Origin of the sequence: Enterovibrio calviensis DSM 14347 (assembly GCF_000621165.1) — a bacterium.
GTDB lineage: Bacteria > Pseudomonadota > Gammaproteobacteria > Enterobacterales > Vibrionaceae > Enterovibrio > Enterovibrio calviensis.
Map to the genome: position 1 here is coordinate 531,210 of NZ_KK211217.1, position 24,817 is coordinate 556,026.

The following is a 24,817-nucleotide window of genomic DNA, read 5'->3' on the forward strand; positions in this document are numbered from 1 at the left end:
AAGTGCTTGCTCATACGGCAAGACGTTATCGAATTCGTTTTTATCAGGTAACTCAAAATGAAATTTGTCAAAATTGGTTTGTTCGCGCTGGCAATCGCCGCGATTATCTTCGTTGCAAAACAAACGGGTATTCTTGAAATCATCACTGATATTAAGAGCCTGCAAGACTGGATCGCGGGCTTCGGTGCGCTAGGTTATGTTGTGTTTGTTGCAGCATTCGTTTTTGCCTGTGTGTTCTTGCTGCCGGGCAGTGCGTTTACCATTGTTGCGGGCATCGTATTTGGCCCAATCAAAGGTGGTGTTCTGGCACTGTTCTCTGCAACGCTAGGTGCGGTAGTGGCTTTCGTGGTTGCGCGCTTCTTGCTTCGTAACACCATCATGAAGAAGTTTGGCGATAACCCAATCTTCAAGAAAATCGATGACGGTGTGGCGCAAAATGGTACTAGCTTCTTGATCCTGACTCGCCTTGTTCCTGTTTTCCCATTCAGCCTACAAAACTACGCTTACGGCCTAACCAGTCTGAACCTAGGCACTTACGCGCTAGTTTCTCTGATCACGATGGCTCCGGGCGCGTTCATCTTCGCTTACATGGCCGGTGATATCGCAACGAACGGTGTGTCTGCGATGCTACTTGTTAAGTTTGCGGGTGCAGGTTTAGTGCTTTTCGGTATGTCTCTTATCCCGAAATACATTGCCAAGAAAAAAGGCATCAACATGGCAGATCTAGCGAAATAACTTGCGCTCTTTTCTGAAGTGAATATTGTGTCGTCCCTTGCGTCATGTAAGGGACGATTTTTGCGTTTATGTCAGTCATACCCAAACACATTCGTGTTGAATCATCAGCGTGAGGTTGCTTGGTTATGAAGAATGCAAACTGCCTAATAAAATAATAAGACCGAATTCGATGAAAAGACTGATTTCAGCCATTGCTTTGTTGACTGCCTCGTTCGCAGTCCTTGCCACCGACCAGTTTGCTAACGAGCCGCTTGCTACAGGCGCAGACATCCCTAACTGGGAGCGCGTTGAAGCCGAAGCCTCAGGACAAGATGTCTATTTCCACGCTTGGGGTGGGAATCAAGAAATAAACCGCTATCTGCAATGGGCAAAGAAAGAAGTTCAGCGTCGTTATGGTGTGACCTTGCATCATGTCAAAGTCGCCGACATCACCGAAACCACCACGCGATTGATTGCTGAAAAAGCGGCCGGTAAAACACAGGGCGGCAGCGTCGATTTAATGTGGATCAATGGCGAGAATTTCAAATCGCTCAAAGACAACCAATTGTTGTTTGGCCCGTTTGTTGATGCGCTACCGAGTTGGCAATATGTTGACCAAGCGTTACCCGTCACCGTGGATTTTTCAGAACCGACTGAAGGCTTAGAAGCACCCTGGGGCATGGGCCAACTGGTGTTTGTGCATGATACGGAAGAGCTGGAAAATCCGCCTCGTTCGTTCGCAGAAATGCTTCGCTACGCACAATCCAATCCAAATCGAATCACGTATCCGAGACCGCCAGAATTTCACGGAACCAGCTTTTTGAAAGCGCTGTTGATTGACCTTTCTGGCAATGACGCTCGCTTGCAAAACCCTGTTTCTGACGCTGACTATGCTGATGTCACTCAGCCGCTTTGGACGTATTTAGATGCCTTACATCGCGTGGCGTGGCGTGGCGGAAAACAGTTCCCCGCTGGCACGGCAGAAACATTTCAGTTGCTTGATGATGGGCAGATAGACCTCGCCATCACTTTTAACCCGAACGCGGTATATGCCGCACATGCGTCAGGTAACTTAGCGGAATCAACTCGCGCCTATGCGATGGATTCTGGCGCGCTCTCGAACATTCACTACCTTGCTGTGCCTTGGAACGCGAATGCAAAAGCCGCGGCGTTAGTGGTCACTAACTTTTTGCTGTGCCCAGAAGCGCAGTCGCGCAAAGGAAATATCGAAATCTGGGGCGACCCGTCGGTATTGAAAAGCGAGCACTTGTTTGGTTCAGCCAAAGACAACAAACCGTTTAAATCCGTTTCTGAAACTCACCCGAGCTGGCAAAGCGCCATCGAGAAAGAGTGGCTGAAACGCTACGGAAGTTAGGTCTGATGTTACGCGCGTTCTATTTGTTAATTCTTATTTGCTGTGTGCTGCCTACCGGATGCGGGTTGCTGGGTGTGTCATTGTCGTCATTCGGCTACATTCCGCCATTGGGGATGCACCACCCGTCGCTTGATGGCTTTGCGATGGTATTTGAGTGGCAGGGCGTTTGGCGCTCGATTGCGATGACGGTTTACTCTGCTGTTGCCAGCACCTACCTTGCCTGTCTCATTACGTTTGCCATTTTGCAGGCGAGTTGGGGCACGTCGTTTTGGCGCAAAATTGAAGTCTCTTTGTCGCCGCTTTTGGCGGTTCCTCATGTCGCGTTTGCCATCGGTTTTGCGTTCTTGTTTGCACCGACAGGCATGGGTGCTCGCATCATGCGTGAGTGGTTTGCGTATGACACGTCAGGGCAGAGTGGGGCAGATCTCGCGCTGGTGATCAACGACCCTCATGCGCTGGGTATGATCCTGATGTTGGCGCTGAAAGAAGTGCCGTTTCTCTTGCTGATGAGCATTTCAATCTTGCAGCAAGTGAACGTCAATCAAATCGAAAAAGTTTCAGCATCACTGGGCTATAGCCGTGCGCAAGCATGGTGGAAGTGCGTGCTTCCGCAATGGCTCACTAAGCTACGTTTCCCGATGCTGGCTGTCATGGCCTACGGTTTGTCGGTTGTGGATGTGGCGATGATCATCGGCCCAACCAACCCGCCAACGTTTGCTGTCTTGGTATGGCAATGGTTTAACGACCCAGATTTAACCTTGTTGCCACGCGCGTCGGCGGGTGCGGTCGTTCTGTTCATTATTTCCTTACTGCTGATTGGCCTTGCCCGCGCGTTAGAGTGGTCACTCACCAAGGGATTTAGAACGTGGCAGTTTTCAGGGCGGCGTGGCATTGCGCTTCCTGGCAGACCAGTGTTTTTGGGCTTGCTTGCCATGTCGGTTTCGATGATGCCGTTGATGCTGCTGTGGAGTGTGGCTCAGCGTTGGCGATTCCCTGATTTGCTGCCAAGTCGCTACAGCTTGCGTTTTTGGGAGTACGAATGGGCGTCGATTCTTAGCACGATTGAGCAGAGCATGATCATTGCAGTCATTTCTGCCACCACCGCGCTTGTGATGGCCTTGCTAGCCCATGAGTATCGCCTGCGATATCGGCTGCAAGTGCCGGGATACATCATTGCGATTCCTATGCTGATCCCGCAGCTTTCTATTTTGTTTGGTATGCAGGTGGCGACCTTATACCTCAGCAGTGATGCCCATTTCTTCTGGGTGTGTTGGGCGCATGTATTCTTTGCCTTTCCGTATGTCTACTTGTCTTTAGATGGCCCTTGGCGCAGTTACAACGAAGGCTTCACCCGTGTTGCGTTAAGCCTTGGTAAATCGCCTATCCGTGTTTGGCTGAGCGTAAAACTGCCCATTTTGCTTCCGGCGATTGTGTTTGCATGGGCGATTGGCATCAGTGTCAGCCTTGCGCAGTACTTACCGACGTTGGTGTTGGGGGCAGGGCGGATCAGCACATTGACAACGGAAGCGGTGGCCTTGTCGAGTGGCTTTGACCGTCGCGTTACCGCCATTTATGCCATTTGGCAGGCACTATTGCCGCTGTTGTTTTTCTCGTTCGCGATATTGATTAGCCATTTGCAGGTGAAATATCGTCGATTATCAATCAAAGGGTTACTGCCAGATGAGTATCTGTCTCGAAAACCTCGCCATTCGTAAAACGACAGGCGAGACCTTGTTTTCGTCGCTCAATATGTGTGTCGATAAAGGCGAAGTTCTTTGTCTTATGGGACCAAGTGGGTGCGGAAAATCTACCTTGCTTGATGCCATTGCAGGGCACCTTTCCGGTGAGTTTTGTTATAGCGGTAGCATTAAGTTAAATGGCGAACTCCTCGATGATTTGCCGCCACACCAGCGAGATGTCGGGATTTTGTTTCAGGACGATTTGCTGTTTCCGCATTTGCGGATTTGGGAAAACCTCGCGTTTGCCTTACCGGATTCCATCAAGGGCCAAGAGCGAAAAGAGCGCGCCATGCAGGCGTTGAAACATATCGCGCTGGTGAAGTTAGCGGATTCATTTCCCGATCAAATTTCAGGCGGTCAACGCGCACGCATCAGTTTGACGCGAATGTTGCTCGCCAAGCCCAAGGTGGCGTTGTTGGATGAACCCTTTAGTAAGTTGGATAACGACCTTCGTACGCAGTTTCGCGACTGGGTAGTAGAGCAATTGAAAGAAGCCAACATTCCGGCACTGATGGTCACCCACGATGTCGCTGATATCCCACCGGGCAGCCAACTGCTGACTTGGCCGTGGAACATGGAACAAAAGGAACAAACAAATGCTTGATAGCATGGGAATTAGAGCCGTACGTTGGCCGCTGGCGAGAATCGCTGAGATGGTGGATGAACTGGGCGTGGGCGCGAATCAAACCACTGTGGCGGGCTTTGCTATTGGTCTGCTTGCGTTGCCAGCATTGGCGTTTGAACAATACGGTTTGGCGCTGTTGTTTATTTTGCTCAATCGTATGATGGATGGCTTAGACGGCGCACTCGCGCGTATTCAAGGCGTGACAGATGCGGGTGGCTTCCTCGATATCAGCCTCGATTTTCTGTTCTATTCATTAGTGCCGTTTGGCTTTGTGTTGGCAAACCCTGATCAAAACGCATTGGCAGGCGCATTTCTGATTTTCTCGTTTATTGGCACCGGAAGCAGCTTCTTGGCGTTTGCCATTATGGCGGGCAAGCAAGGCATCGATGATCCTGTCTATAAGAATAAATCGCTTTACTACATGACGGGTCTCACCGAAGGCTCAGAAACTATTCTCTGTTTTGTGTTGATGTGTGTGTTCCCGGCGCACTTTGTCGAGATAGCCTGCGTGTTTGGCGCTATGTGCTGGTTTACCACGTCATCACGTATTTACAACGGATTCCAGACGCTTAATAAGACAATTGCTTAATCCTCTGCATCGACGAGGCGATTTCTTAGTTACATGCTCGCGCAAAGCTGGGAGAATGTCGCGCTCAAACTTATGACACCGATTCTCCGTGCTGATTGCGTAACGCAAGCGGCACGGTTTAACTCTTCAGGAACATCTTCTATGCGTGCTTTTGTATTACGTGCCCGATCTACCTCTGTCGATAGTCAGCAAGTGCTGGCGTCTGTGGGTCAGGAAGCTCACACCGAGATTTTGGCTCACACTCTTATGAATGCCATTTTTGTGGCGCAATCTCACCGCGAAGATGTTGTTGTGTACTTGGTGCTGGAGAAGACGCAAGACTACTCTCGCACTATCCGTTTTAAGGCCAATGATCTGACCAACGTGGGTGGTTTTCACGAGCAAGCTCTGCTAGCTAAAGTGGCTCGTGCGTTGGATTGCTCAAAGGGAATGGGTAAAGAACAAGAGCGTGAGGTAGAGCTGGGTATTACCGTGCGCACGGTGAGCTTTGAAAAGTTGATTACTGAGCTGTCGGAAGATTACCAATTGTTCATGATGGACAAAAAAGGCACGCCTATTCGCGAGCAAAAGTTCCCAGCCAATTCATGTTTCTTGCTGACCGACCACCTTCCTATGCCGAAGAAAAGCTTCAACAGCTTGAAGCGTCTGGGTACTGAAAAAATCAGCCTTGGGCCGAAAATGATCTTCGCTTCTCAGTGTGTTGTGTTGATTCACAATGAACTGGATCTTGCTGAATAAAAGACCCTGCTGAATTAGTCATTCCGCATTCGAGCAGTTGCCATGCCAGCTCGCTAAGGCTGGCGAGACAATGCGAACATGCTGATTGAGCAACAATAACGCCGCGGATCATATTCAAGATTCGCGGCGTTATTTTTTGGTTTGGGGGATTTGGGTGAGAATTATTCGCCGGCGGCAGCAATTCGCTGATAAAGAGAGTCTTTCATCACTGATCGTTGATGTTTGAGTTGATGCATTGCATCGTCTCCGATCGGGCCATTATTTAGCTCTAGTGTTCTAATTTCTTTGTCTAAGGCGTTGTATTTTTTGTTATCAGCCGCAAACGTTGAGTCTGCTTCGATAAGTGCATTGATACGGCTTTCTAGCTCGGGAAAATCGTCCAACAGTGAGTGTTTTTCACCTAACATACCAACTCCTTTTGAGTGAGATTAACGCAATACTTGCAAGCACTAACAGGGTGCTCTAACCGAAAGTTTAGCAGGCTATCTCATTGTGTTTCTAACCTTAGGGCGGGGTTATTCAATGTTCTTACTTAATTTCCCATGAAAGAGACCGATTGCGGGAGTCATCGCAGGGGTCTATACCCAAGTCATGTGAGCCCCGCATCTGCAAGCTACTTGGCAGTAGTGGGTAAGTAAGACGTGAACTCAGATGCTGACACTCAAATATAGTTCAACCAATCCCGCGAGGCCTGCGAGTAAAATGGCTGCCCGCATGTTAGAACGAAACGATATGCTTAAAGAGTTGGTAAGGGTTGTCTGTGTACCTGTGATCATGGCTTTGACTAGCGGCTTTCCGCGAAGGTTGTAAACCATGATGGCGCTAAGATGCAGGGCGACTAATCCGAGTAGGGTGTAGGCAAACGCGACGTGCAAGGTGATCAGTAGATCCATGTCATACAAGATGCTGTCATCGTGAAGGTAGGCATCAAAATATCCACCCATCGACAAGCCTATAAAACATTGCGTGATAAGCAACGCAAGCATGATGATCACCATCCAACCACCTGCAGGGTTATGCCCAATGCCATTGTGCTCTTGTTCGCCTTTTATATAGCGAACAACAGATTTCGGCGAGCGTATAAACTGACGAAATCGACTGGTTTCACTACCAACAAACCCCCAGATAATTCGCCATGCCAATAGCGTTGCCAGTAAGAGCCCGAATTTTTCGTGGGGGCCTACAGCGAAGAAACCGCTCATTGCCAGACAGGTGAACAGTAATGCTTGTAGCCAGTGGTAAATGCGAGTTGGCAGATCCCATATCTTCATGTTTTATATCCGGTTATTATATCGCGCTAATGGTTTTGACCATGTTAATAAACCAAGAAAAGGCAGCATACGGGGCAAACAGCCAGCTAAGGCCGCTTTGATTTGGGCTTTGATATGCCTATGTCTTGTCGATAAAGCGCTTTGAGATTACTGCTAAGCGATTTATTCGGCAATAAAAACATATTGTTACAATAATTTAAGGATGTAATAAATGCGTAAATTAAGCGCCTCGAAAACGTTACTTTCGGTGTTTTCTGCTGGCCTTTTAATGACAGCAAGCGCAATGGCGGGCGATTTCGCCCAGCAAATCGATGCTCGTCAAGATGGTTTTCTATCGTTTGCGGACAGTTTAAAAACCATGAAGAAGTTGGAAGACGGTCGTGATTCTGATTGGGAAGCAATACGTGCGCTGGCGATTAAAAACAGCGAAACATTGGCGACGTTGCCGACATTGTTCCCTGAAGGCAGTGACACAGGCAGCCGCAGTCGCAGCACTGTGTGGACAAAATGGGATAAGTTCGAGAGCGACTTATCTAAGCTAAACGGTCAGTTTGTTGATATGGCTTCAGCGGCAGAAGCACAAGATGCAAAAGCCTTAACCAAAGCATTTAAAGCTGCAGAACGCAGCTGTAAAAGTTGTCATCGTGGGTTTCGAGTGAAGCGCTAATTGAGTGCATCGTGCTTGATGTCTTGTAAAACAGCACCTTTGGGTGCTGTTTTACGTTGTCACAATCAACGCAGCCAAGGCTTACGACACTTTATTGAACCCACTCCACCGCAGTTGGTTTGTGAATCAAATAGCCTTGCAGATAACCAATTCCCAGTGCCTTCAAATATGACGCTTCTTCGTCCGTTTCCACACATTCTGCAACGACATTGATTTTTAGCGTATCGGCCACGGCTTTTAGGTTTTCAATGATCTTGCATTTGATAGGGTCATGAATGCAATTTCGTACCAAGGAGCCGTCAATTTTCACGGAATCGACAGGCATGGTGAGCAGTTGGTTATACGTCGCATGACCTGCGCCAAAATCATCAAGAGCAAGTTTGAACCCGCTGCTTTTCAATGTATTGAGGTTGTCAAAAAGTAGGTTCTGATTCTCGATTTCACCAGACTCGACAATTTCGATGACCACTTTTTGCGTGTTTATCTCATGCTCTTTCACCCACTGCACTAGCGTATCGACAGCTCGTGTGTCGCAAAGAAACTCTGGTGTTAGGTTAATGGAGCCTGTGTCGTAGGAGCTTTCATCCAATGAACCTAGATACCCAAGTTGTTTATACAACAACATGTTTTCTAGCGTATCGAGGTAACCCAATCGTTGTGCGAACTGAAATACCGCCGCAGTATTGAGTATTTTCCCGTCGATGGAGAATTGGCTCAGTAGCTCGAAACTCTGTTTATCGGGATGTGCCAGATTTAGATAGCTTTGTTTTAGTAGGCGTATGTTGTCGAAACTGAGTTCGTCCAGCAGGGTGATGTAATCATCCATCGCGGTTTCGTCGCAGTTAATCACAGTGGCGCCCATGTGCTTGTCCGCCAAGCGCATATTCACGTTCAGCCGGTTGACTGCAGGCTTTATGCGAATGCCTTTTTGGCATCGGCAATAGTAAATTCGATCCGGCCGGTAGTTGATGCTTCGACGCTGTAAGTATTGATCCAAATGCTCTGGGATACTCTCCAGTTGTTCCACCGAATCAGGGGTGTTTTTGACGATGAACACTAAGGAGGAAACGTCATAAAGCATGAAGCTTAAGTCGTAAACTGCCGTGTTGTGTTTAAAGAAATACGCGATTTGACGCAATATCGCATCTCGCTTTTCAAGCGGGTACTTAAACGCTGGCCTCAAATCTAGCGCGCACACGAGAAAATCATTCATATCTAATGTTAGTGCGTTGAGTTTTTGGAAAGTGCCAAAGTGACTCTGAGCATCGTTATAGAGGTTCTTCGTGTTTTTCTCTATCTGCCGCTTTAGGGTCAGTTTGTATTCCAGCATGATGTAAATGATCACACAGAACATGGAAAAAACGGCCAGCTTGGTATTCAACGCAGCGAGATCATTGGGGTCTTTGGTTTGGAAAAGAAAACTATAGCCAATGATCATCAGCGCCACCTGTGCTAACTCCGAAAAGTTAAACACGGCGAGTATAACCAGAGGCGCGAGCAGCAAGTATGTCAGGTAGCGATGGTAAACAATGGCGCTTTCGACATTCAATACTAGCAAAATGCTGCCAATGAGAAGGAGCTTATAAATCCATTCAGTGGCAGAGACGTTAACGAACGATCGCGTAAATGTTCGGAAAGAATCGTGATGATAAACGCAGTGCAGCGCTAGCACGATAATTGGTGTCGTAATCAGCACACCAATGGAATCGGTGAGGTACAAATTGAGCGACGCTTCAAGAGAAAAAGCGTCGGGTGCAAATAGGGCAAGTGACAGTGCCCCCAACCCTGGCGTGAAGAAAACGTAATAGCTAAACGCGGCACGGTTAGCGTAAGCATGGTGTCGGTACTTTTCAAAAATACGCACTGATGCGGATAGTGCAACGGTTACTACCAAGGTATAGAGCAACCCGACACCACTCGGAATTGGGTTGAACAGGTAATATGAAATCAGTGCTAAGAACGCACCTAATACGCCGCTTCGCCCATAAACACACGTGACAGCGACCATTGCGCCCGTGGTAACGGAGAGCAATAAGTTGTTGGCGATTTCTTCTTTGGCGAACCATGACACTTTCGTGCTGATTAAAACCAGTAGAAATGAGAGTAAGACATGCTTGACGTAGTCAGCGTGTGACCGCTCAGAAATTTGAAGATAGTATTTCACAAGATGGTTACTCTATTTCGTCCACGATGTTTAGATTCATACAGTGCGGTATCAGCGATTTTGTAGGTGTCTGCAAATGCTGTTTGGTGTGTAGTCACGCCCCCAATGGACACGGTGACATCCAGCCCAGCTATTTTCTCATTGGCAATGGCAAGACGAATTTGCTCCGCTTTTTCAAATAAGATGCCTTGATGCATATTTTTGAAAACAATAACGAATTCTTCCCCTCCCCAGCGTATGGCGGCATCACCAGCACGGATTTGAGATGAAATAATTCGAGCACATTTCGCCAGTACTTCATCGCCTTTTGCATGGCCATGACCATCGTTAATTTGCTTAAAATGGTCGATATCAAGAACCAGCAATGAAAAGCTGGTCATGCGCTTTAGTTTTGGCTCGTAGTAATCGCGACGGTAGAGGTTGGTCATTTCGTCGGTTCTAATTGAGCGGCCTTGTTTCCGTAATACGCGTGAGCCGAACTGATATAACACCGCTAACAGTAATGAAGGCCACACGGCTTTCATGATGATGTCCGTGAAAGAAAATCCGATACTAAATGCCATCTCATTTGAGCACGGAAAAAGCGCGGTTGTCGTGAACGCATTGTGCTCACCATCTATGTTTAGCGCGGTGTAATGCCGTTTGTTATAAGCTTCAATCTGATCTTGAATGTAGCTTTCCTTTAAATCGACCGAGACGAGAGCATCCAAAGATCGGCGATTGTGGATTGGGTAATACACGGTTCTAATGAATGCGTCTGTGCCATTTTCGATATACGGCTCAGTCATTTGCACATTGCAACCGTAGAACTCTTGGTAGGTGTGATTCAATTGTTGTCGGACTACCACGCGCTCAATCACATCGTTTAAACGATATTGCTCAAACGCGACGCTGTATTGTTTTCGCAAAGGGAGAAAGTGCGCATAGAGACTCGGATTTTCGAGCACGGCAACGGTCCATACACTATTGGGGGCGAGTTCTTCGACTTGTGCGTGTAATTTCATTATCCCCGGCGAGAGATCTTTGACGGACATGTTGTTTTGACGCACGAGCAAACTTACACCGTTATTCTCATGAATGCCTTTAGCCAGCAGAACGTTAGGTGTGTTGTTGTAGTAAGAACCAAAGCGGCGAATGGTTTCAAAAATGCTATGGAAGTTGGTTTGCAACTGACGAACCAAATCCTGCGTATGAGCCATATTAAAAAGCTGAAGCGCCGTTGACGTCACCAACAACGACAATATGAATACGCGAATGAACGAATAGGGAAGAAAACGATTCACGTTTGAAGAAATATGCATGGTCAATCGCTAGGGTCAGTTAAAAACAATAAGGTCAACTGTGTGACGTGTGTCGAATTTTTCCGGCAGTGTATTCGATTTGTCTATTTATTCAACTGTTTTATTTTGTCGCTTGGTTCGAAGTTTTTGATGGTGTTGTTTGTTGCGGATGATGCGGAGGTGTTGGCGGGTTATGTCATTGGGAGATAAGTTGCTCACTGATGTCGTGAGCAACTTAGGTTATTGATGTTAAAGCGGCTATTTGTTCGGCGTGAATTTACAGATCAAGCGTCGCTATTGCGGCTTTCATCCTGCGCAGCGCTTCTTCTAGGGTTTTTCTGGTACAGCCAAAATTCAGCCTGACAAACTTTCTGTTGCCGAAATCTAATCCCGGTGACAAACCGACGCCTGCTTTTTCAAAGAAGCTGAAAGGATTCTCGACAGGTAGTTCGCTGCAGTCGATCCATGCGAGGTATGTAGCTTCGATTTGTTCGAGTTTCATTCCGGGCAGGGCGTTAATTTCCTGCATCAAATAGTCACGATGGCTAGCCAAATACTTGAGTTGAGCCTGAAGCCAATCTTCACCGTGTTGATAAGCCGCTTCCGCAGCAGTAAACGCGAGCAGGTTGACGCCAGGGACAATACCGCGTTTGACGCGATTGAACCGAGCGCGAATATCGGCATTCGGAATGATAGCAATAGAGGCACCGAGCCCAGCAATGTTGAAGGTTTTACTGGGCGCCATAAGCGTCACACTGCGTTGTGCTGCACTGTCATTCAAGCTCGCGAAAGGGATGTGCTGGCAATCATTGTCCAGAATCAGGTCACAGTGGATTTCATCGCTGCACACGAGCAGATTGTGCTTTTCAGCAAATGCCAGTGTGGCGTCTAGTTCTTCACGTCGATAAACCGTGCCGCCTGGGTTCAGCGGATTGCACATTTGTAGTAACCCACCTTGCTCGGTCAACTGATCGTCAATGTGAGTGAGGTCAGGCAGCCACCGGCCATTTTCTAGCTTAACAGGCGCTTTAACTAATGGACGCTCTGCGAATTTGGCTGAAGAAATAAAGGGGGGATAAATGGGGCTAGGGCTGACGATGGCTTGCCCTTGTTCCGTTAACGCGCGTGCCGCAATGTTCAATCCGCACACCAAGCCGGGAAGGTAGACCACCCATTCTGGTTGAATGTGCCAATTGTAGCGCTCAGCCATGCGTGAAACGAAGATGTCAGTCAGAGATTCAGACGCATGCGTGTAACCAAATACACCGTGGGCAATACGGTCTTGAAGCGCATTGATGACCGCAGGCGGAGATTGGAAGTCACTGTCCGCAACCCACATCGGCAGTATGTCTTTGCCTTTGTACTTGTTCCATTTGTCACTGTCGGTAGCAGTGCGGTCGATTTCCTTGTCAAAATCAAATGAAGGCTGATTGACGTCCATTTCGCTTCCTTTCGTCTCGGTGTGTTTTGAGGATTCAGCTTACTTAATCGGCTGTTTAGGGGTAAAGGTAAATCGGTTTTAAGATATTGATGCTTTTAATGAAAAAAAACGGGCAATCGCCCGTTTTATTACTGCTTGTTCAGTTTGTCGCTAAAATGCTCTCTGGCATAGGCAACACGCTCTTTCGGCGTCATGGGTGTTGCTGAGGTGCCAAGGTGTTCGATATGGCGCAACCTAGGCAGCAGACCACAGCCGTTGGCAATTTGAATGGCTAAGCCAGGGCGAGCATTGAGCTCCAACACCATGGGGCCTTGTTCTTTATCAAGCACCATGTCGGTACCGATATAGCCAAGCCCTGTCATTTCCCAAGCACTGGCAGCGAGTTCGAGAAGTTGCTCCCAATGGGGAACGTTAAGCTCGCTTAGCAGTCGTCCCGTGTCTGGGTGTTGCTCAATCGGACGATTGAACTGAACGGCGCGAACCGCTTTGCCCGTTCCGATATCAATACCGACACCAACCGCACCTTGGTGAAGGTTGGCTTTGCCGTCAGATGCAGCGGTCGACAAGCGCATCATTGCCATGACGGGGTAACCTTTGAACACGATAACGCGAATATCGGGCACACCCTCGAAGCTAAACCCTTCAAACACATCATCAAATTGAATCAGGTTTTCTACCACGGCGACATCGTTTTTACCGCCCAAAGAGAACAATCCAGCCAAGGTGTTGGTGATATGACGTTCCACCTCACTTTTGCTCACTTCGGCACCGGACGGCTTTTTGTAGACGCCGTCTTTGTTGGACGTAACAACCAAGATCCCTTTACCACCAGACCCCTGAGCGGGTTTGATAACAAAGCCCGGCCAGTTTTCTACCATTTTGTGGATAGAAGGGACGCTGTGCTGCTCGTTAATCACGCCAATAAGCTCAGGAACCGTGGCCCCTGCGTGTTGAGCGAGGTGCTTGGTTTTAAGTTTGTTGTCCACCAAGGGAAAAAGTCTGCGCTGGTTGTAGCGGCCGATGTAACTGATGTTACGACGGTTCATGCCCATTATCCCAGCACGGTCTAACTTAAACGGCGACGTGTATTTCTTTAACCATCCCAGCATGCACTTAGTCCTTCACGAGTGGCTTGAAGCGCTTCAATTCACTGAGGCGATAGCCCGTGTAGTTACCTAGCATCAGTATCAGCGCCAAGATCACCAATTGAATACCGATGAAGTTGAAAGTGATGTGTCGAACGAAATCATTGGTCATGGCTAGGTAAACCAGCACAGCTGTCAGCAAAGAGCCGCCGCCTTGCACCAAGACTTCTTTCGGGCCTTCTTCTTCCCAGATAATCGACATACGTTCGATGGTCCATGAAAGGATAATCATAGGGAAGAAGGTGATGCTGAGGCCTTCAACCAATCCAATCTTAAACGCGACAACGGTAAACACGGAGATAATCAAGATCACCGTGATGATCACTGCTGATATTCGGGCGACGAGGAGCAAGTTAAGCCGTGATAAGTAGCTACGAATGATTAGTCCTGTGCCCACAATCAACAGGAAGCCCACGATACCTGGAACAAGTTGTGTTTGTACAAACGCGACCGCGATAAGGACAGGCATGAAGGTGCCGGATGTTTTGAGGCCAACCAATACACGCAGTAGCACAACAATCAGCGCGCCAATAGGCACAAGCATGATGGTTTTGAACATAGCCTGTTCTTCGATAGGTAGGCTGTGAATAGAGAAGTTCAGCAGGCTTTCAGCTTGAATTTTCTCGTCAGTGGCTTGTTTCGGGCTGATGTCTTGCGAAATGATGGAGAAGCTGACCTGACTGTTGGTGCCGCCGGTAACTTCTAGCATTGGCGTGCCTTTCTCATTCCAAAGCATCAAATCTTGTGACAGATCTTTCACGCCAGTGTCGAGGTTAAATAGCTGCCAGTGTTCACCGTCCCATATTTCGACCATCGGGATGATGTTCTGACGACGTCGACCGTCTTCCAATTGCAGCGCGCCAACCACGCGAGCATGGACATTTTCGAGTGAAAGTATGGCGACGATAGCATCACCTTTACTCATCTCTTTGGTCAGCAAGGACGCGTTTTGGCTTTCGCTATCATTGAACTGCTTGATGATTTCTCGCGTGAGCGTGCTGTTATCTGCAGAGCGCTGAATGGCTTGCGTCAGAATCGCATCAGCCGCAGTTTTAACAGGACCATCAAGGGCAATAGGGGCGACATTACCCAGCGGTGGCTCATTGGGGAATTTTGCGTTTTCATCCACCAACATTTGGTTTTTGAAGTACAAGATTTGCTGACCACTTGCTTCGCGTTTTGTCCATTCAGCGCGGCGGCCATTTTCAGTATTCACCAGCGCAAATCCGTAGCCCGGAGAACTGGTGTTTTCGTTAATAAGGGTAAAGCCGGATTGCGTATCAGGTGTTGCCAAAGAGACTTTAACCGGATCACCTTTCGCTTCAAATTCAACGCGGGCTTCAACTTCCCATACTTGGTGTTTCTGTCCGGCTGTCCATGGCACGCCGTAGACATCATGGCGATACATACTCATGCCGATACCAACAATCACGAGTAGGCTGATGAGCATGTAAAATGGGATGCGTGAAGTCATTTTTTCCTCTTTCGCTTAACTGACAATAACAGTCAGAAGCCGTTACTTATTTTCAGCGACAAATTTTGGATGTACATATGACTGACTGACATCAACCACGGCAATGTCTTTGAAGAACTCTCTTCCCAGCAATACAGGGAATTCCATTTGAGAGCGATCCGCCAGTGTGAATTGGGCTTTCTCATGCAGATTGCCCAGTCTGACTCGCAATTCCACGACAGGTCTGCGTTCTAGCTCGTCTGCCGACGCTTGGCGGATTTTCACCCAGCGCTTTACTTGCGCTTCAATGGTGACGGGCGCAACGTCTTCTTCACTTTCTGATTTCGCGTGCGCTAAATTAAAGCGTACCCAAGTTTTTCCATCGCGCTCGAAATCTTGAATATCGGTAGCGTTGATGGATGAGGTGGTAGCGCCGGTATCAACTCGGGCTTTGAAATTGTCGCCTGCGGCATCAATCCACACCCACTCTTGCTCACCCAATATCGTTTTGTCTTGCGCCGCGGGAACAGGCACTTCTTTCTCAACATAAACCACTTTTGGCTCTGGACGGTTCGCTTCGGTGCGAGCCTGCGTTTGTCTTAGCACTTTGAGTGTGTCAGACATCGAAAGAAGCTGCTGTTCTAGGGTTGCGATCTGAGTTTGCTGTGCAATGGCATTTTGATTAATCGCGGTTAAATCGGTTTGGATATTGGTTTCGATGTCGTTGATGGCGTCCAATGTCTGCTGATGCTGTTCTTGAGAAGTCAGGCTACAGCCTGAAAGAACAGTGAGAATAAACATCAGCAATCCGCTGCGAATTAGCATGACAAGCTCCGTGCTGGGTGATTAACGAGTTCAATTTAGGTGACTTAGTTTACATTGAAAAAAAGGACGCGAGAAGCGTCCTTTGTCATGGGTTAGTCAGGATTTTTTGCTACTAAAATCGCGCGCTTAGGAGCGGGGTAGCCTTCTATCGTTTTCGATGGGTCGTCTGGATTTAAGTATTCAGGCAGTGAATTATGCGTCATCCATTCGGTGGAACGTTGTTCGTCGGTGGTGGTTGTACACTCATCAACGATGCGCACATCAACAAAACCGACTTTTTCTAGCCAAACCTTGAGCGCTTTCGCCGATGGGAAAAAGTAAACATTGCGCATTTGGGCGTAGCGGTCGATAGGAACAAGCACTGCGTTTTCGTCGCCTTCGATCACCAGCGTTTCTAAAACCAATTCGCCATTCTTCACCAATTGATTTTTTAGTTGGATTAAATGATCTAATGGAGAACGGCGGTGATACAGCACGCCCATGCTGAATACGGTATCAAATGCTTTCAGTTCAGGTAGGCGCTCAATACCCAGTGGCAACAAATGTGCACGTTGATCGTTGCCCATTAAGCGACGCATGGCTTCAAACTGCACCAAGAACAGTTCAGAGGGGTCAATACCCACGGTGAGTTCTGCACCTTCACCTAACATGCGCCACATGTGGTAGCCATTACCGCAACCAACATCTAAAACATAACGGCCTTTCAGCGGCGAAATGTGTGGAAGCACACGATCCCATTTCCAGTCTGAGCGCCACTCGGTATCAATGTTGATGCCGTGCACTTCATACGGGCCTTTACGCCACGGGTGGAAGGTACGAAGCAGATTTTCTAATTTCGCACGTTGCCCTTCAGGCAGTTCGCTATCTGAACCAATTGCCACGCGATCTTTGAGTTCCACTGTTGACGGTGCGTCAGTCGGGATTTTTTTCAGTACGCGCATCCACTTTGGCATATCGCCATGTGGTTGGTCTTGCCATTCTGCAAGCTGCGCTGGCAATACGTTTAGCCAGTTTTGCAGGCGGTTTTTGGCAATCAATTGGTAGAAATCAGAAAAATCGAACATGGCTTATTGGTCTGTCAGTTATGAGTCTATAAAAGTGTTGTTATGCGATGCGAGTGGTCACAAACCTGAGCTTTGGTTATTTGATCGCAAACATCGAACCGAAGTTAAAGCATTGGAACCATACCGCGATGCTGCTAAAGCCAATCTCGCTCAAACGTTGTTTGTGGCAATCAATGGTGTCTGGCTTCATCACGTTTTCTAAGGCGCTGCGCTTTTGGCTGATTTCCAGCTCGCTATAGCCATTCGCACGTTTGAAGTCATGGTGCAAATCGATAAGCAACTCGTGGGCGGTCTCATCAGCAAAGCTGTATTTTTCAGACAAAATCAAAATGCCACCTGGCTTGAGGCCCGCATAGATTTTTTTGAGCAGCTTGACGCGATCGTCTGGGTTCAGAAACTGCAGCGTGAAGTTTAGAACAACCACGGAAGCGTTCTGAATATCGACGTTACGAATGTCTTCTTCAATCACGTTAACGTCGGTGTCTGAACGATAGGCATTCACGTGCAACTTGCAGCGTTCGACCATGGCGGGTGAGTTATCAACGGCAATAATGTTGCAGTTTTCTGCTTTGATATGGCGACGCATTGATAAGGTCGCAGCACCCAGCGAACAGCCTAGGTCGTAAACGGTTGAACCGTCTGAGGCGTAGCGTTCAGCGAGCATGCCGATGGCAGATATGATGTTGCTGTAACCGGGTACAGAACGTTGAATCATATCGGGAAAAACTTCAGCGACGTTTTCATCGAATGTGAAATCGCCCAGCTTTTCAATTGGCGCAGCAAAAATGTTATCGCGATTGGCCATCTGAACCTGCCTTGAGAGTACCAACAGCCGGACATCTTTTCCGACATGCTGTGTTAATTCGTCTAAATGTGTGGAATTCCGTCCCGCACCGAGAGGGCGCGTATTGTAGAGAATTTTGCCCGAGTTGTCTCTATGCGTAGAGAATCGTCTTGTCGCTTTTCGGTATTCCATGAATTGCAAAAGGGGCGAGCTTTCTGGGTCGCTCTGTCCTTTTCTCTCATTATTCAATTGTTTGATCCAATTTTAAAACACGCTTCTATACTTTAAGGCATGCATGTAAACACTTTTTTGCCGACTTCGCGTTAACGCGTTTTACGTTGGCGAATTTTTAATTTTGAGGGATGGAATGCGAAAGTTGAGGGAGGCGGTATATACGTTTTTTGTTCGAACTGGCATTGCCAGAGCCCTGTCATATTTCCATCGCGATAAGTTAGTCATCCTTTGTTTTCATTCGATGTCTTTGAAGGACGAGCATCAATTCTGGCCGGGTGTCTTCATCTCAAAAGAAAAGCTCCATGAGTTGCTGAATTATCTTCAACGGTCGCACTTCAACGTGATTAGCCTAGACGACGCAGAACGCCATTTAAACGGGGAAGTTCAGTTCAAGTATCCCGTTGTGATTACGGTCGATGATGGTTGGCGATCCAGTATCACTGACCTTGTACCTAACTTTCAGGCGTATCAGTTTCCCTCAACCGTTTATGTGACCACGTATTACTGCGATCACCAAATCCCTGTGGTGAATGTTTTGCTCCAATATTGGCTATGGCACAAGCCTAGTGATGCGTTTGACGTGGAGTATCAAGGCCAATGCTATTCGTTTGCTGGTAGCGTGCCTGAGATCGTGAAAGCGGTTGAAACGATCATGGTGTCTTTCGATGACGAGCAAAAAAACGACTTTTTGACGGCGATAGCAGGCGCACTCGGTGTGAGTGACGATGCAATATCATCAAAACGCTTCCACAATGCGAACTACGAAGAATTGAAGTCGGCGATGGCTTCACCACTCACCAACATTCAACTGCATACCCATACACATAAGTTGCCCACTGACAGTGACGCAATCCACCATGAAATTCAAACCAATCGACAGGTGTTAGCCACCCAGCTTTCTTCGGAAAAAGCGCTGACGCATTTCTGTTACCCCAGTGGGATTTGGTCGCCCGAGCACATTGCTGATTTGCAGGCGCTAGGGATACGAACCGCGACCACCTTGGATGAAGGACTCAATGCGACGACTGAGCACCCGCTGAAGCTGAAACGCAATTTGGTGATGAACTCTCGCTCGTTGAATCAATTTATTGTCACGATTTCAGGCGTGACAGACACCCTACGTTGGATGATGGGTAAAACACGGACTTAGGCGCGAGAGCATGCGCGGCAATGAGGAAGGCAATGACGGAATCAGCGAATTTTCGAATCACTTACCCGTTAGACGTGGCGCTGTTGCAGCGTCGCCAAAAAAAACTGCGCAGAACGTTAAAAACGTCTCTTAACGCAACGCCTTTGCGTCTTGCCATTTTGGGAGGCTCAACAACGTCTGAAGTGGCGAATTACATTGAGCTGTTCTTGTTAAATGCGGGTGTGAATGTCGAGATCTACCAGTCGGATTACAACCGTTTCTATCAAGAAGCGGTGTTTGAAAACGAGGCGTTGGATGCGTTTAACCCTCAAGTGATTTATCTCCATACCAGCACGGTTAACCTCACGTCATGGCCGCAACCGACAGACAATCATGTGGAAGCCGCCGACAAAGTGGCAGAGACCTACAATGACTTCCATGCAATTTGGCAGGCGCTACACGGTAAGTATCAGGCCACCATTATTCAGAATAATTTTGAGTTACCGTTTTCTCGCCCGCTCGGCAATATCGATGCATCGGCGAATGGGGGGAAGACGCGTTTCACCCACGCGATAAACGCGAAATTTGCAGAGTATGCGGCGCAAAACGCCAACTTCATTTTGCATGATCTGAACTATCTTTCGGCATGGTTTGGTTTAGAGCGCTGGTTTAACAAAACCCAGTGGTACGCCTACAAGTACGCGATGTGCAGCGATGCGTTTCCTGAGTTGGGGTACAGCATTGCCAATCAGGTGTTGGCCGTTTTGGGGTTAAGCAAAAAAGCGCTGGTGTGCGATTTGGATAACACCTTGTGGGGTGGCGTTATTGGTGATGACGGCGTCAGTGATATCCAAATCGGTCAAGAGACGGCAGAAGCGCAGGCCTATACCGAGCTACAGCAATACCTCAAAGCCTTGCATCAACGAGGTGTGTTGCTAACGGTGTGCAGCAAGAATGACGTAGAGAATGCAAAGCAAGGCTTTTCACACCCTGACTCGGTACTGAATCTGACGGACTTTAGTGAGTTCATTGCTAACTGGGTCAACAAAGATCAGAACATTGAGCAAATTGCTGACGCATTGAATATTGGCTTAGATTCCCTCGCTTTTCTTGATGACAATGCGAGCGAACGTGAGCTTGTTTCCAGCAACCTACCGCAAGTCGCTGTTCCCAATATTGGTCAGGACATTACTCAATACATTACAGCGTTGGATAAAGCCGGGTTGTTTGAATTGGTGTCTCTGAGCGCTGAAGATGCAGAACGAGCCAGCATGTATGCGCACAATCAAGAGCGTAAGCAATTGCAGCGCGAGTTTGAAAACTATGACGATTACCTGCGTTCGCTCGACATGCAGGCTGCGATCACTCCTTTTGATGAGGTGGCCTTACCGCGCATCACCCAGCTCACCAACAAAACCAATCAGTTTAACGTCACCACTCAACGCTATAGCGCCGCTGAAATGACGTCGTTTATGCACTCGCCCAAGCATGTCGCTTTGTATGGACGGCTGCGGGATAAGTTTGGCGATAACGGCATTGTGTCTGTGATTGTGGGTGAGGAACATGAAAACACCCTGATGATTGATTTGTGGTTGATGAGTTGTCGTGTGTTTAAGCGAAAAATGGAATGGGCGATGTTTGAAGAATTAGTTCGCCACGCAAAAGCTCGCCATATTCAAAAATTGGTGGGGCGATATGTGCCCAGCAAAAAGAACGCTTTGGTTAGCCATCACTATCAGTTATTGGGTTTTCAATGTTTGTCAGAAGATGAAGACGGCGTCAGCCATTGGGAGTATGCCATTGATGAACATCAAGGTGTGGATGACCTGCCTTTAACGATTGTTTGCGAATGATTGTGGGCGAATGATTAGGCGTAAATTACTGTGTCTCGCTCATGGTTGAGCACACCCGATTTAATTCACTACACGGTGTGAATCGAAGCAGTATCACCCCACCACGAAAAAGGAGTTTTTATGGATATTCTAAACGCGATTTCTCAGATTATTTCTGATGTGTTGGATGAAGACGATTTGGTCGTGTCGCGAGAGACGACCGCCGATGATGCGGAAGATTGGGATTCCTTGGCACAGATACAAATCATCGATGCCATTGAAAAAGAGCTGACGATCAAGTTTAGCCTGCTGGAAATTGAGCAACTTAATCAGGCGGGTAACGTGGGTGACACGGTCGATTTGATCACTCGAAAATTGAAAGCGGCATGATCGGAATAAAATGAATGAAGCACTACCGCATTGATGACATTGACGTTGGGCTGAAGCACCAATTTTCAGCTGATATCACCAAAGAAAAACTAGACGCGTTTACCCTGGTGAGTGGTGATATTAACCCGCTGCATACGGATAAAGAGCATGCCAAAAGGCGAGGGCATCCTGACGTTGTGGTTTACGGCATGATGACAGCCTCTTTGTATTCCACGCTGGTGGGCGTGTATTTACCTGGCGAGAATGCGTTGCTGCAGGATATTCAAACGCGCTTCAACCGGCCGGTGTTTGTTGGGGATGTGTTGACCGTTGAAGGAACCGTCGTGGAAGTTCACACCACGTTAAAGCGAATAGAAATTAAAGCGACGATCCGAAATCAACATGGACAAGTGGTCTCGAAAGCACGGATCCATTCTGGGATTGATGAGGGTGAATAGGCCATGAGTAAAACCAGCTTAATTGTGGGCGCGAGTTCGGACATTGGGAAAGCGGTGATGGAGAAGCTGGACGGTGCAGGCAATCGTATTATCGCCCATGGTTGCAACAATCTGGCAGCGCTAGAAAGCATGCAAGCCTGTTTGCAAAGCGATCTGCATCCTCTTCGCGCAGATTTAAGCGACCCAGACAGTTGTGACGTATTCATTCAAAAAGCGGTGGCCTTGTGTGCGAACCCTGATCATCTTGTTTTTGCGCAAGCGCCGAGACTGACACTGACGCGTTTGAAAAAGCTATCGCGCCAGCAGGTGATGGAGCAGCTAGAGGTTCAGATGGTCAGCAGCATGACGATAGCAAAAGCGTTTCTTCCTGCAATGGTCAAACGGGGAAATGGACGTGTCGTATTTGTGCTGAGTAGTGTCACCTTAGGCATGCCGCCAGCCGCCATGGCAGATTACAACATCGCCAAGTACGCTCAGTTGGGATTGATGCGGTCGTTGGCCGCGGAATTTGGCACAAAGGGCGTGCGTGTTAATGCAGTGTCGCCCTCAATGGTCGATACGCCGTTCTTGCAAGATATTCCCGACAACATGGTGATTCAAAACGCCGCGGCTCACCCGATGAGGCGCAATGCAACATCCGAAGAAGTGGCTTCCGCGGTGGTATTCATGCTCTCTGACGGGGCGGAGTACATTAATGGCGTTAATCTTTCCGTCACGGGAGGAGAATGTGTATGAGCTTGCAAACACTGCTCGGTGAGTTACGAGAGCTGATTGAAAACCGATTGGATGGCAAGGGCGTGAACCTGCCTGAAGTGCGCCAACAATACGTCTCTTTTGTGCAGGATCAGATGCCAGGTCGTGCTTACTCTCACTTTCCCGATGATATGGATCGTTGGTTTGAACAATTGTTTGACACGCTTAGCGCTGAGATGATGGCTGATGTTCATCAACTGGCGCTGGTTGATCTCATGCTGAGTAGTTTGCGCTCGCTTGACTCACAGCGTCCTGAAGACAACAGCGTTTGTGTGAATACGCTACCGATGGTTGTTATTGAGTCAGTCAAAGAATGGTTTACCTATTTGGCAGACAGTATGGCAGCAGGGGATTATGAGCCTGATGTGACAAGCGATTTATTCAGAAAAGACTTGGCCATTAGTGCATTGAATATGTGGCCGAGTGGCTCAATTTGCCATTATGAGCCTAGGGCATTGCCACGACGGTTTCTCACCGCAAATGGTATTACACAGTTCGTTTCTGCAGCGGATATGTTGCTGAGAAAAATCAAAGACAGACAGCAGATGTACGAGCTTCATATGGAAGATCGAAGAACGAACCCTCACTTTCTTGAAGCGGGTTGGCGAGAGTTTTATCTGGAAATTGCACAGCGCATGAAATCGGAACCGCAGATTTCAGGCATATTTGCGCAAAGCTGGTTTTGGGATGCTGAGGTGATACAAGCATCGTCAAAAATGGCCTATTTACGCAATCTCCCAGAATCCGGAGGTGCGTCGTTTTATCTGCTTGAGGCGTGTGATGATGCAGAACATGTCGCATTACAGAACAAAAAACGTCGACGGTTATTCGAAGAAGGGAAATACACCCCAAAAAGCTACCTGATGATTTGGCCGCGTGAAGCCTTGCTGCGCTGGGCTAAAGGTCAGCAACCTATTCAAACAACGCTTACTGATTGTCATCACTCCGTTCAGTCTAAGTAGGGCAAAATTGGCCAATTTTGCCGTGGGCGTTTTTCTAATTGCATCAAATTAAAGCAGTATTTGATTCGATGAATGAGACAATTTTTGATCGTGTCATGCTAGAAAGTGAGTGAAGACTGCCACTCTAATTCTTATTTATGCTATAAAAGTAAGGATCTTTTGAGGGTATTCACAATGTTAGAGCAAGCAGTATCAAATTTAATCAGTGATGACGCGACGTTGAGCCGTAAACAAGTGGCTATGCGTGATCGCGAGAATGAGTTACTGCAAATTGCATGTGGCATTGTAGAAAGGGAAGGGTTTGCACAACTTAATATGGATAAAGTTGCGGCCGCCAGTTCGTATTCCAAAGGAACGATATATAACCACTTCAACAGCAAAGAAGACTTGTTCGCTGCACTCGCGATACAAGCCTTGAGTAAAAAAATCCCGCTATTTCAACGTGCTCTCGACTTTGAAGGCTCAAGCCGCGAAAAGTTGATTGCTATGCATGCGGGTATGCATCTTTTCTCGAAACTCTCTCCCATTCTAGCTATGTGTGCTTTGGTTAGCCGCACGCCTGCCGTCACTGAAAAGAGTGCCCCAGAGCGCTTAGAAAAACTCAACACCTTAGAAGATTTAGTGGTGTCGTTTGGCGATAAATTCATCGAGCTTGGTCAAAGCTCTGGTGACATCATCCTCGCACCGGGCATTACGAGCGACAGTATTGTGTTTGCAAATTGGGCTATGGCATTTGGCACCAGTTCATTGGTCAACAATGCAACCCAAAGCAGTTGTGTTTCCCGTCAAAGTGATACCAACATTGTGCTACAGAATATTAACTTCCTTCTAGACGGTATGCGTTGGATGCCTTTGTCTTGCGATTTTGATTACCAGAAAACGTGGGATCGTGCTGAAAAAGACCTATTTGATAAAGAAGTTGCCCTCCTAAATAGCCAATCATAACGCTGACAAATGAATCATTATTGACGATTCGTCATAATTTGGTTGCAACTGTTAATTTCTTGTACTAAATTGACGTTTCGTCACTAGTTGACGAAGCGTCAGTTTTTTATCTGGCGATAATCTGTAATTTTAACCATGCGAACGCGTATTTTCATTTTGCTTGAATGAGGTGAGTGACATAAGCCTTTATTCAGGAAGTATTAAGCCATAGAAGTGGCTTTTTAAAGCAGAGAATTTGACGAATCGTCACAAACGGAGTGT

The 24,817-nt window shown here is 47.7% G+C and carries 24 protein-coding genes; 14 read left to right on the forward strand and 10 right to left on the reverse strand.

The features are described from left to right. Positions 1-57 precede the first annotated feature (57 nt). From Q365_RS0120605 to trmY, 6 genes are all read left to right on the forward strand, one after another. The gene (locus tag Q365_RS0120605) at positions 58-735 is read left to right on the forward strand and encodes a TVP38/TMEM64 family protein (RefSeq protein WP_028025130.1); all 678 of its coding nucleotides are present in this window, start codon (positions 58-60) and stop codon (positions 733-735) included. Between the two features lie 169 nt (positions 736-904). Next, entirely contained in the window at positions 905-2,089 is a 1,185-nt protein-coding gene (locus Q365_RS0120610) for an ABC transporter substrate-binding protein (protein WP_028025131.1), read from the forward strand. A gap of 5 nt (positions 2,090-2,094) precedes the next feature. Continuing rightward, positions 2,095-3,804, forward strand: coding sequence for an ABC transporter permease (locus tag Q365_RS0120615; RefSeq protein ID WP_028025132.1), 1,710 nt, complete (start codon positions 2,095-2,097; stop codon positions 3,802-3,804). After that, positions 3,770-4,432, forward strand: a complete 663-nt coding sequence (locus Q365_RS0120620; RefSeq protein ID WP_028025133.1) for an ATP-binding cassette domain-containing protein — start codon at positions 3,770-3,772, stop codon at positions 4,430-4,432. Before Q365_RS0120615 ends, Q365_RS0120620 begins: the two co-directional genes overlap by 35 nt. After that, positions 4,425-5,042, forward strand: coding sequence for a CDP-alcohol phosphatidyltransferase family protein (locus tag Q365_RS0120625; protein ID WP_028025134.1), 618 nt, complete (start codon positions 4,425-4,427; stop codon positions 5,040-5,042). The genes Q365_RS0120620 and Q365_RS0120625 overlap by 8 nt, the downstream gene beginning before the upstream one ends. Before the next feature lie 141 nt (positions 5,043-5,183). Then, positions 5,184-5,780 (forward strand): tRNA (pseudouridine(54)-N(1))-methyltransferase TrmY, encoded by a 597-nt coding sequence (gene trmY / locus Q365_RS0120630; RefSeq protein WP_028025135.1) that lies wholly within the window; start codon positions 5,184-5,186, stop codon positions 5,778-5,780. A 161-nt stretch (positions 5,781-5,941) separates the two neighbouring features. Here the strand turns inward: trmY and Q365_RS0120635 are convergent, their stop codons facing one another. Both Q365_RS0120635 and Q365_RS0120640 read right to left on the reverse strand, forming a co-directional pair. After that, positions 5,942-6,187: a YdcH family protein gene (locus tag Q365_RS0120635; protein WP_028025136.1), complete on the reverse strand. Its 246-nt coding sequence runs from the start codon at positions 6,185-6,187 to the stop codon at positions 5,942-5,944. 240 nt (positions 6,188-6,427) lie between these two features. After that, the gene (locus tag Q365_RS0120640; RefSeq protein ID WP_028025137.1) at positions 6,428-7,051 is read right to left on the reverse strand and encodes a cytochrome b/b6 domain-containing protein; all 624 of its coding nucleotides are present in this window, start codon (positions 7,049-7,051) and stop codon (positions 6,428-6,430) included. Positions 7,052-7,262: 211 nt separating this feature from the next. On the opposite strand from Q365_RS0120640, the gene Q365_RS0120645 reads away from it, so the two are divergent. Further along, a complete protein-coding gene (locus Q365_RS0120645; RefSeq protein WP_028025138.1) occupies positions 7,263-7,718 on the forward strand; it encodes a c-type cytochrome in 456 nt (151 codons plus the stop codon). 91 nt (positions 7,719-7,809) lie between these two features. Here the strand turns inward: Q365_RS0120645 and Q365_RS0120650 are convergent, their stop codons facing one another. The 8 genes from Q365_RS0120650 to cmoA all read right to left on the reverse strand — a co-directional run bounded on the left by Q365_RS0120650 (position 7,810) and on the right by cmoA (position 17,895). Further along, positions 7,810-9,882 (reverse strand): EAL domain-containing protein, encoded by a 2,073-nt coding sequence (locus Q365_RS0120650; RefSeq protein WP_028025139.1) that lies wholly within the window; start codon positions 9,880-9,882, stop codon positions 7,810-7,812. Further along, positions 9,879-11,183: a GGDEF domain-containing protein gene (locus tag Q365_RS0120655; protein ID WP_035025425.1), complete on the reverse strand. Its 1,305-nt coding sequence runs from the start codon at positions 11,181-11,183 to the stop codon at positions 9,879-9,881. The genes Q365_RS0120650 and Q365_RS0120655 overlap by 4 nt, the downstream gene beginning before the upstream one ends. Positions 11,184-11,439: 256 nt before the next feature. Then, the gene (locus tag Q365_RS0120665) at positions 11,440-12,603 is read right to left on the reverse strand and encodes a MalY/PatB family protein (RefSeq protein WP_028025142.1); all 1,164 of its coding nucleotides are present in this window, start codon (positions 12,601-12,603) and stop codon (positions 11,440-11,442) included. Between the two features lie 128 nt (positions 12,604-12,731). After that, on the reverse strand, positions 12,732-13,712 hold the full coding sequence (locus Q365_RS0120670; RefSeq protein WP_028025143.1) for an alpha-L-glutamate ligase-like protein: 981 nt from the start codon (positions 13,710-13,712) through the stop codon (positions 12,732-12,734). Between the two features lie 4 nt (positions 13,713-13,716). Next, complete coding sequence (locus Q365_RS0120675) at positions 13,717-15,222, reverse strand: inactive transglutaminase family protein (RefSeq protein WP_028025144.1); 1,506 nt, start codon at positions 15,220-15,222, stop codon at positions 13,717-13,719. Between the two features lie 42 nt (positions 15,223-15,264). Next, complete coding sequence (locus Q365_RS0120680; protein ID WP_028025145.1) at positions 15,265-16,026, reverse strand: ATP-dependent zinc protease family protein; 762 nt, start codon at positions 16,024-16,026, stop codon at positions 15,265-15,267. Between the two features lie 92 nt (positions 16,027-16,118). Next, positions 16,119-17,090, reverse strand: coding sequence for a tRNA 5-methoxyuridine(34)/uridine 5-oxyacetic acid(34) synthase CmoB (cmoB, locus tag Q365_RS0120685; RefSeq protein ID WP_028025146.1), 972 nt, complete (start codon positions 17,088-17,090; stop codon positions 16,119-16,121). A 76-nt stretch (positions 17,091-17,166) separates the two neighbouring features. Beyond that, complete coding sequence (gene cmoA, locus Q365_RS0120690; protein ID WP_028025147.1) at positions 17,167-17,895, reverse strand: carboxy-S-adenosyl-L-methionine synthase CmoA; 729 nt, start codon at positions 17,893-17,895, stop codon at positions 17,167-17,169. A gap of 346 nt (positions 17,896-18,241) precedes the next feature. On the opposite strand from cmoA, the gene Q365_RS0120695 reads away from it, so the two are divergent. The 7 genes from Q365_RS0120695 (at position 18,242) to Q365_RS0120725 (ending at position 24,556) form a co-directional block, all read left to right on the forward strand. Continuing rightward, the gene (locus Q365_RS0120695) at positions 18,242-19,258 is read left to right on the forward strand and encodes a polysaccharide deacetylase family protein (protein ID WP_028025148.1); all 1,017 of its coding nucleotides are present in this window, start codon (positions 18,242-18,244) and stop codon (positions 19,256-19,258) included. A gap of 32 nt (positions 19,259-19,290) precedes the next feature. After that, positions 19,291-21,090 (forward strand): HAD-IIIC family phosphatase, encoded by a 1,800-nt coding sequence (locus Q365_RS0120700; protein ID WP_028025149.1) that lies wholly within the window; start codon positions 19,291-19,293, stop codon positions 21,088-21,090. A gap of 120 nt (positions 21,091-21,210) precedes the next feature. Beyond that, positions 21,211-21,459, forward strand: a complete 249-nt coding sequence (locus Q365_RS0120705) for an acyl carrier protein (protein WP_028025150.1) — start codon at positions 21,211-21,213, stop codon at positions 21,457-21,459. 14 nt (positions 21,460-21,473) lie between these two features. After that, on the forward strand, positions 21,474-21,896 hold the full coding sequence (locus Q365_RS0120710; RefSeq protein ID WP_028025151.1) for a MaoC family dehydratase: 423 nt from the start codon (positions 21,474-21,476) through the stop codon (positions 21,894-21,896). A 3-nt stretch (positions 21,897-21,899) separates the two neighbouring features. Further along, positions 21,900-22,631, forward strand: coding sequence for an SDR family NAD(P)-dependent oxidoreductase (locus Q365_RS0120715; protein WP_028025152.1), 732 nt, complete (start codon positions 21,900-21,902; stop codon positions 22,629-22,631). After that, the gene (locus Q365_RS25935) at positions 22,628-23,611 is read left to right on the forward strand and encodes a hypothetical protein (RefSeq protein ID WP_051563841.1); all 984 of its coding nucleotides are present in this window, start codon (positions 22,628-22,630) and stop codon (positions 23,609-23,611) included. The genes Q365_RS0120715 and Q365_RS25935 overlap by 4 nt, the downstream gene beginning before the upstream one ends. 174 nt (positions 23,612-23,785) lie before the next feature. Further along, positions 23,786-24,556: a TetR/AcrR family transcriptional regulator gene (locus Q365_RS0120725; RefSeq protein WP_028025153.1), complete on the forward strand. Its 771-nt coding sequence runs from the start codon at positions 23,786-23,788 to the stop codon at positions 24,554-24,556. Positions 24,557-24,817: the final 261 nt, after the last annotated feature.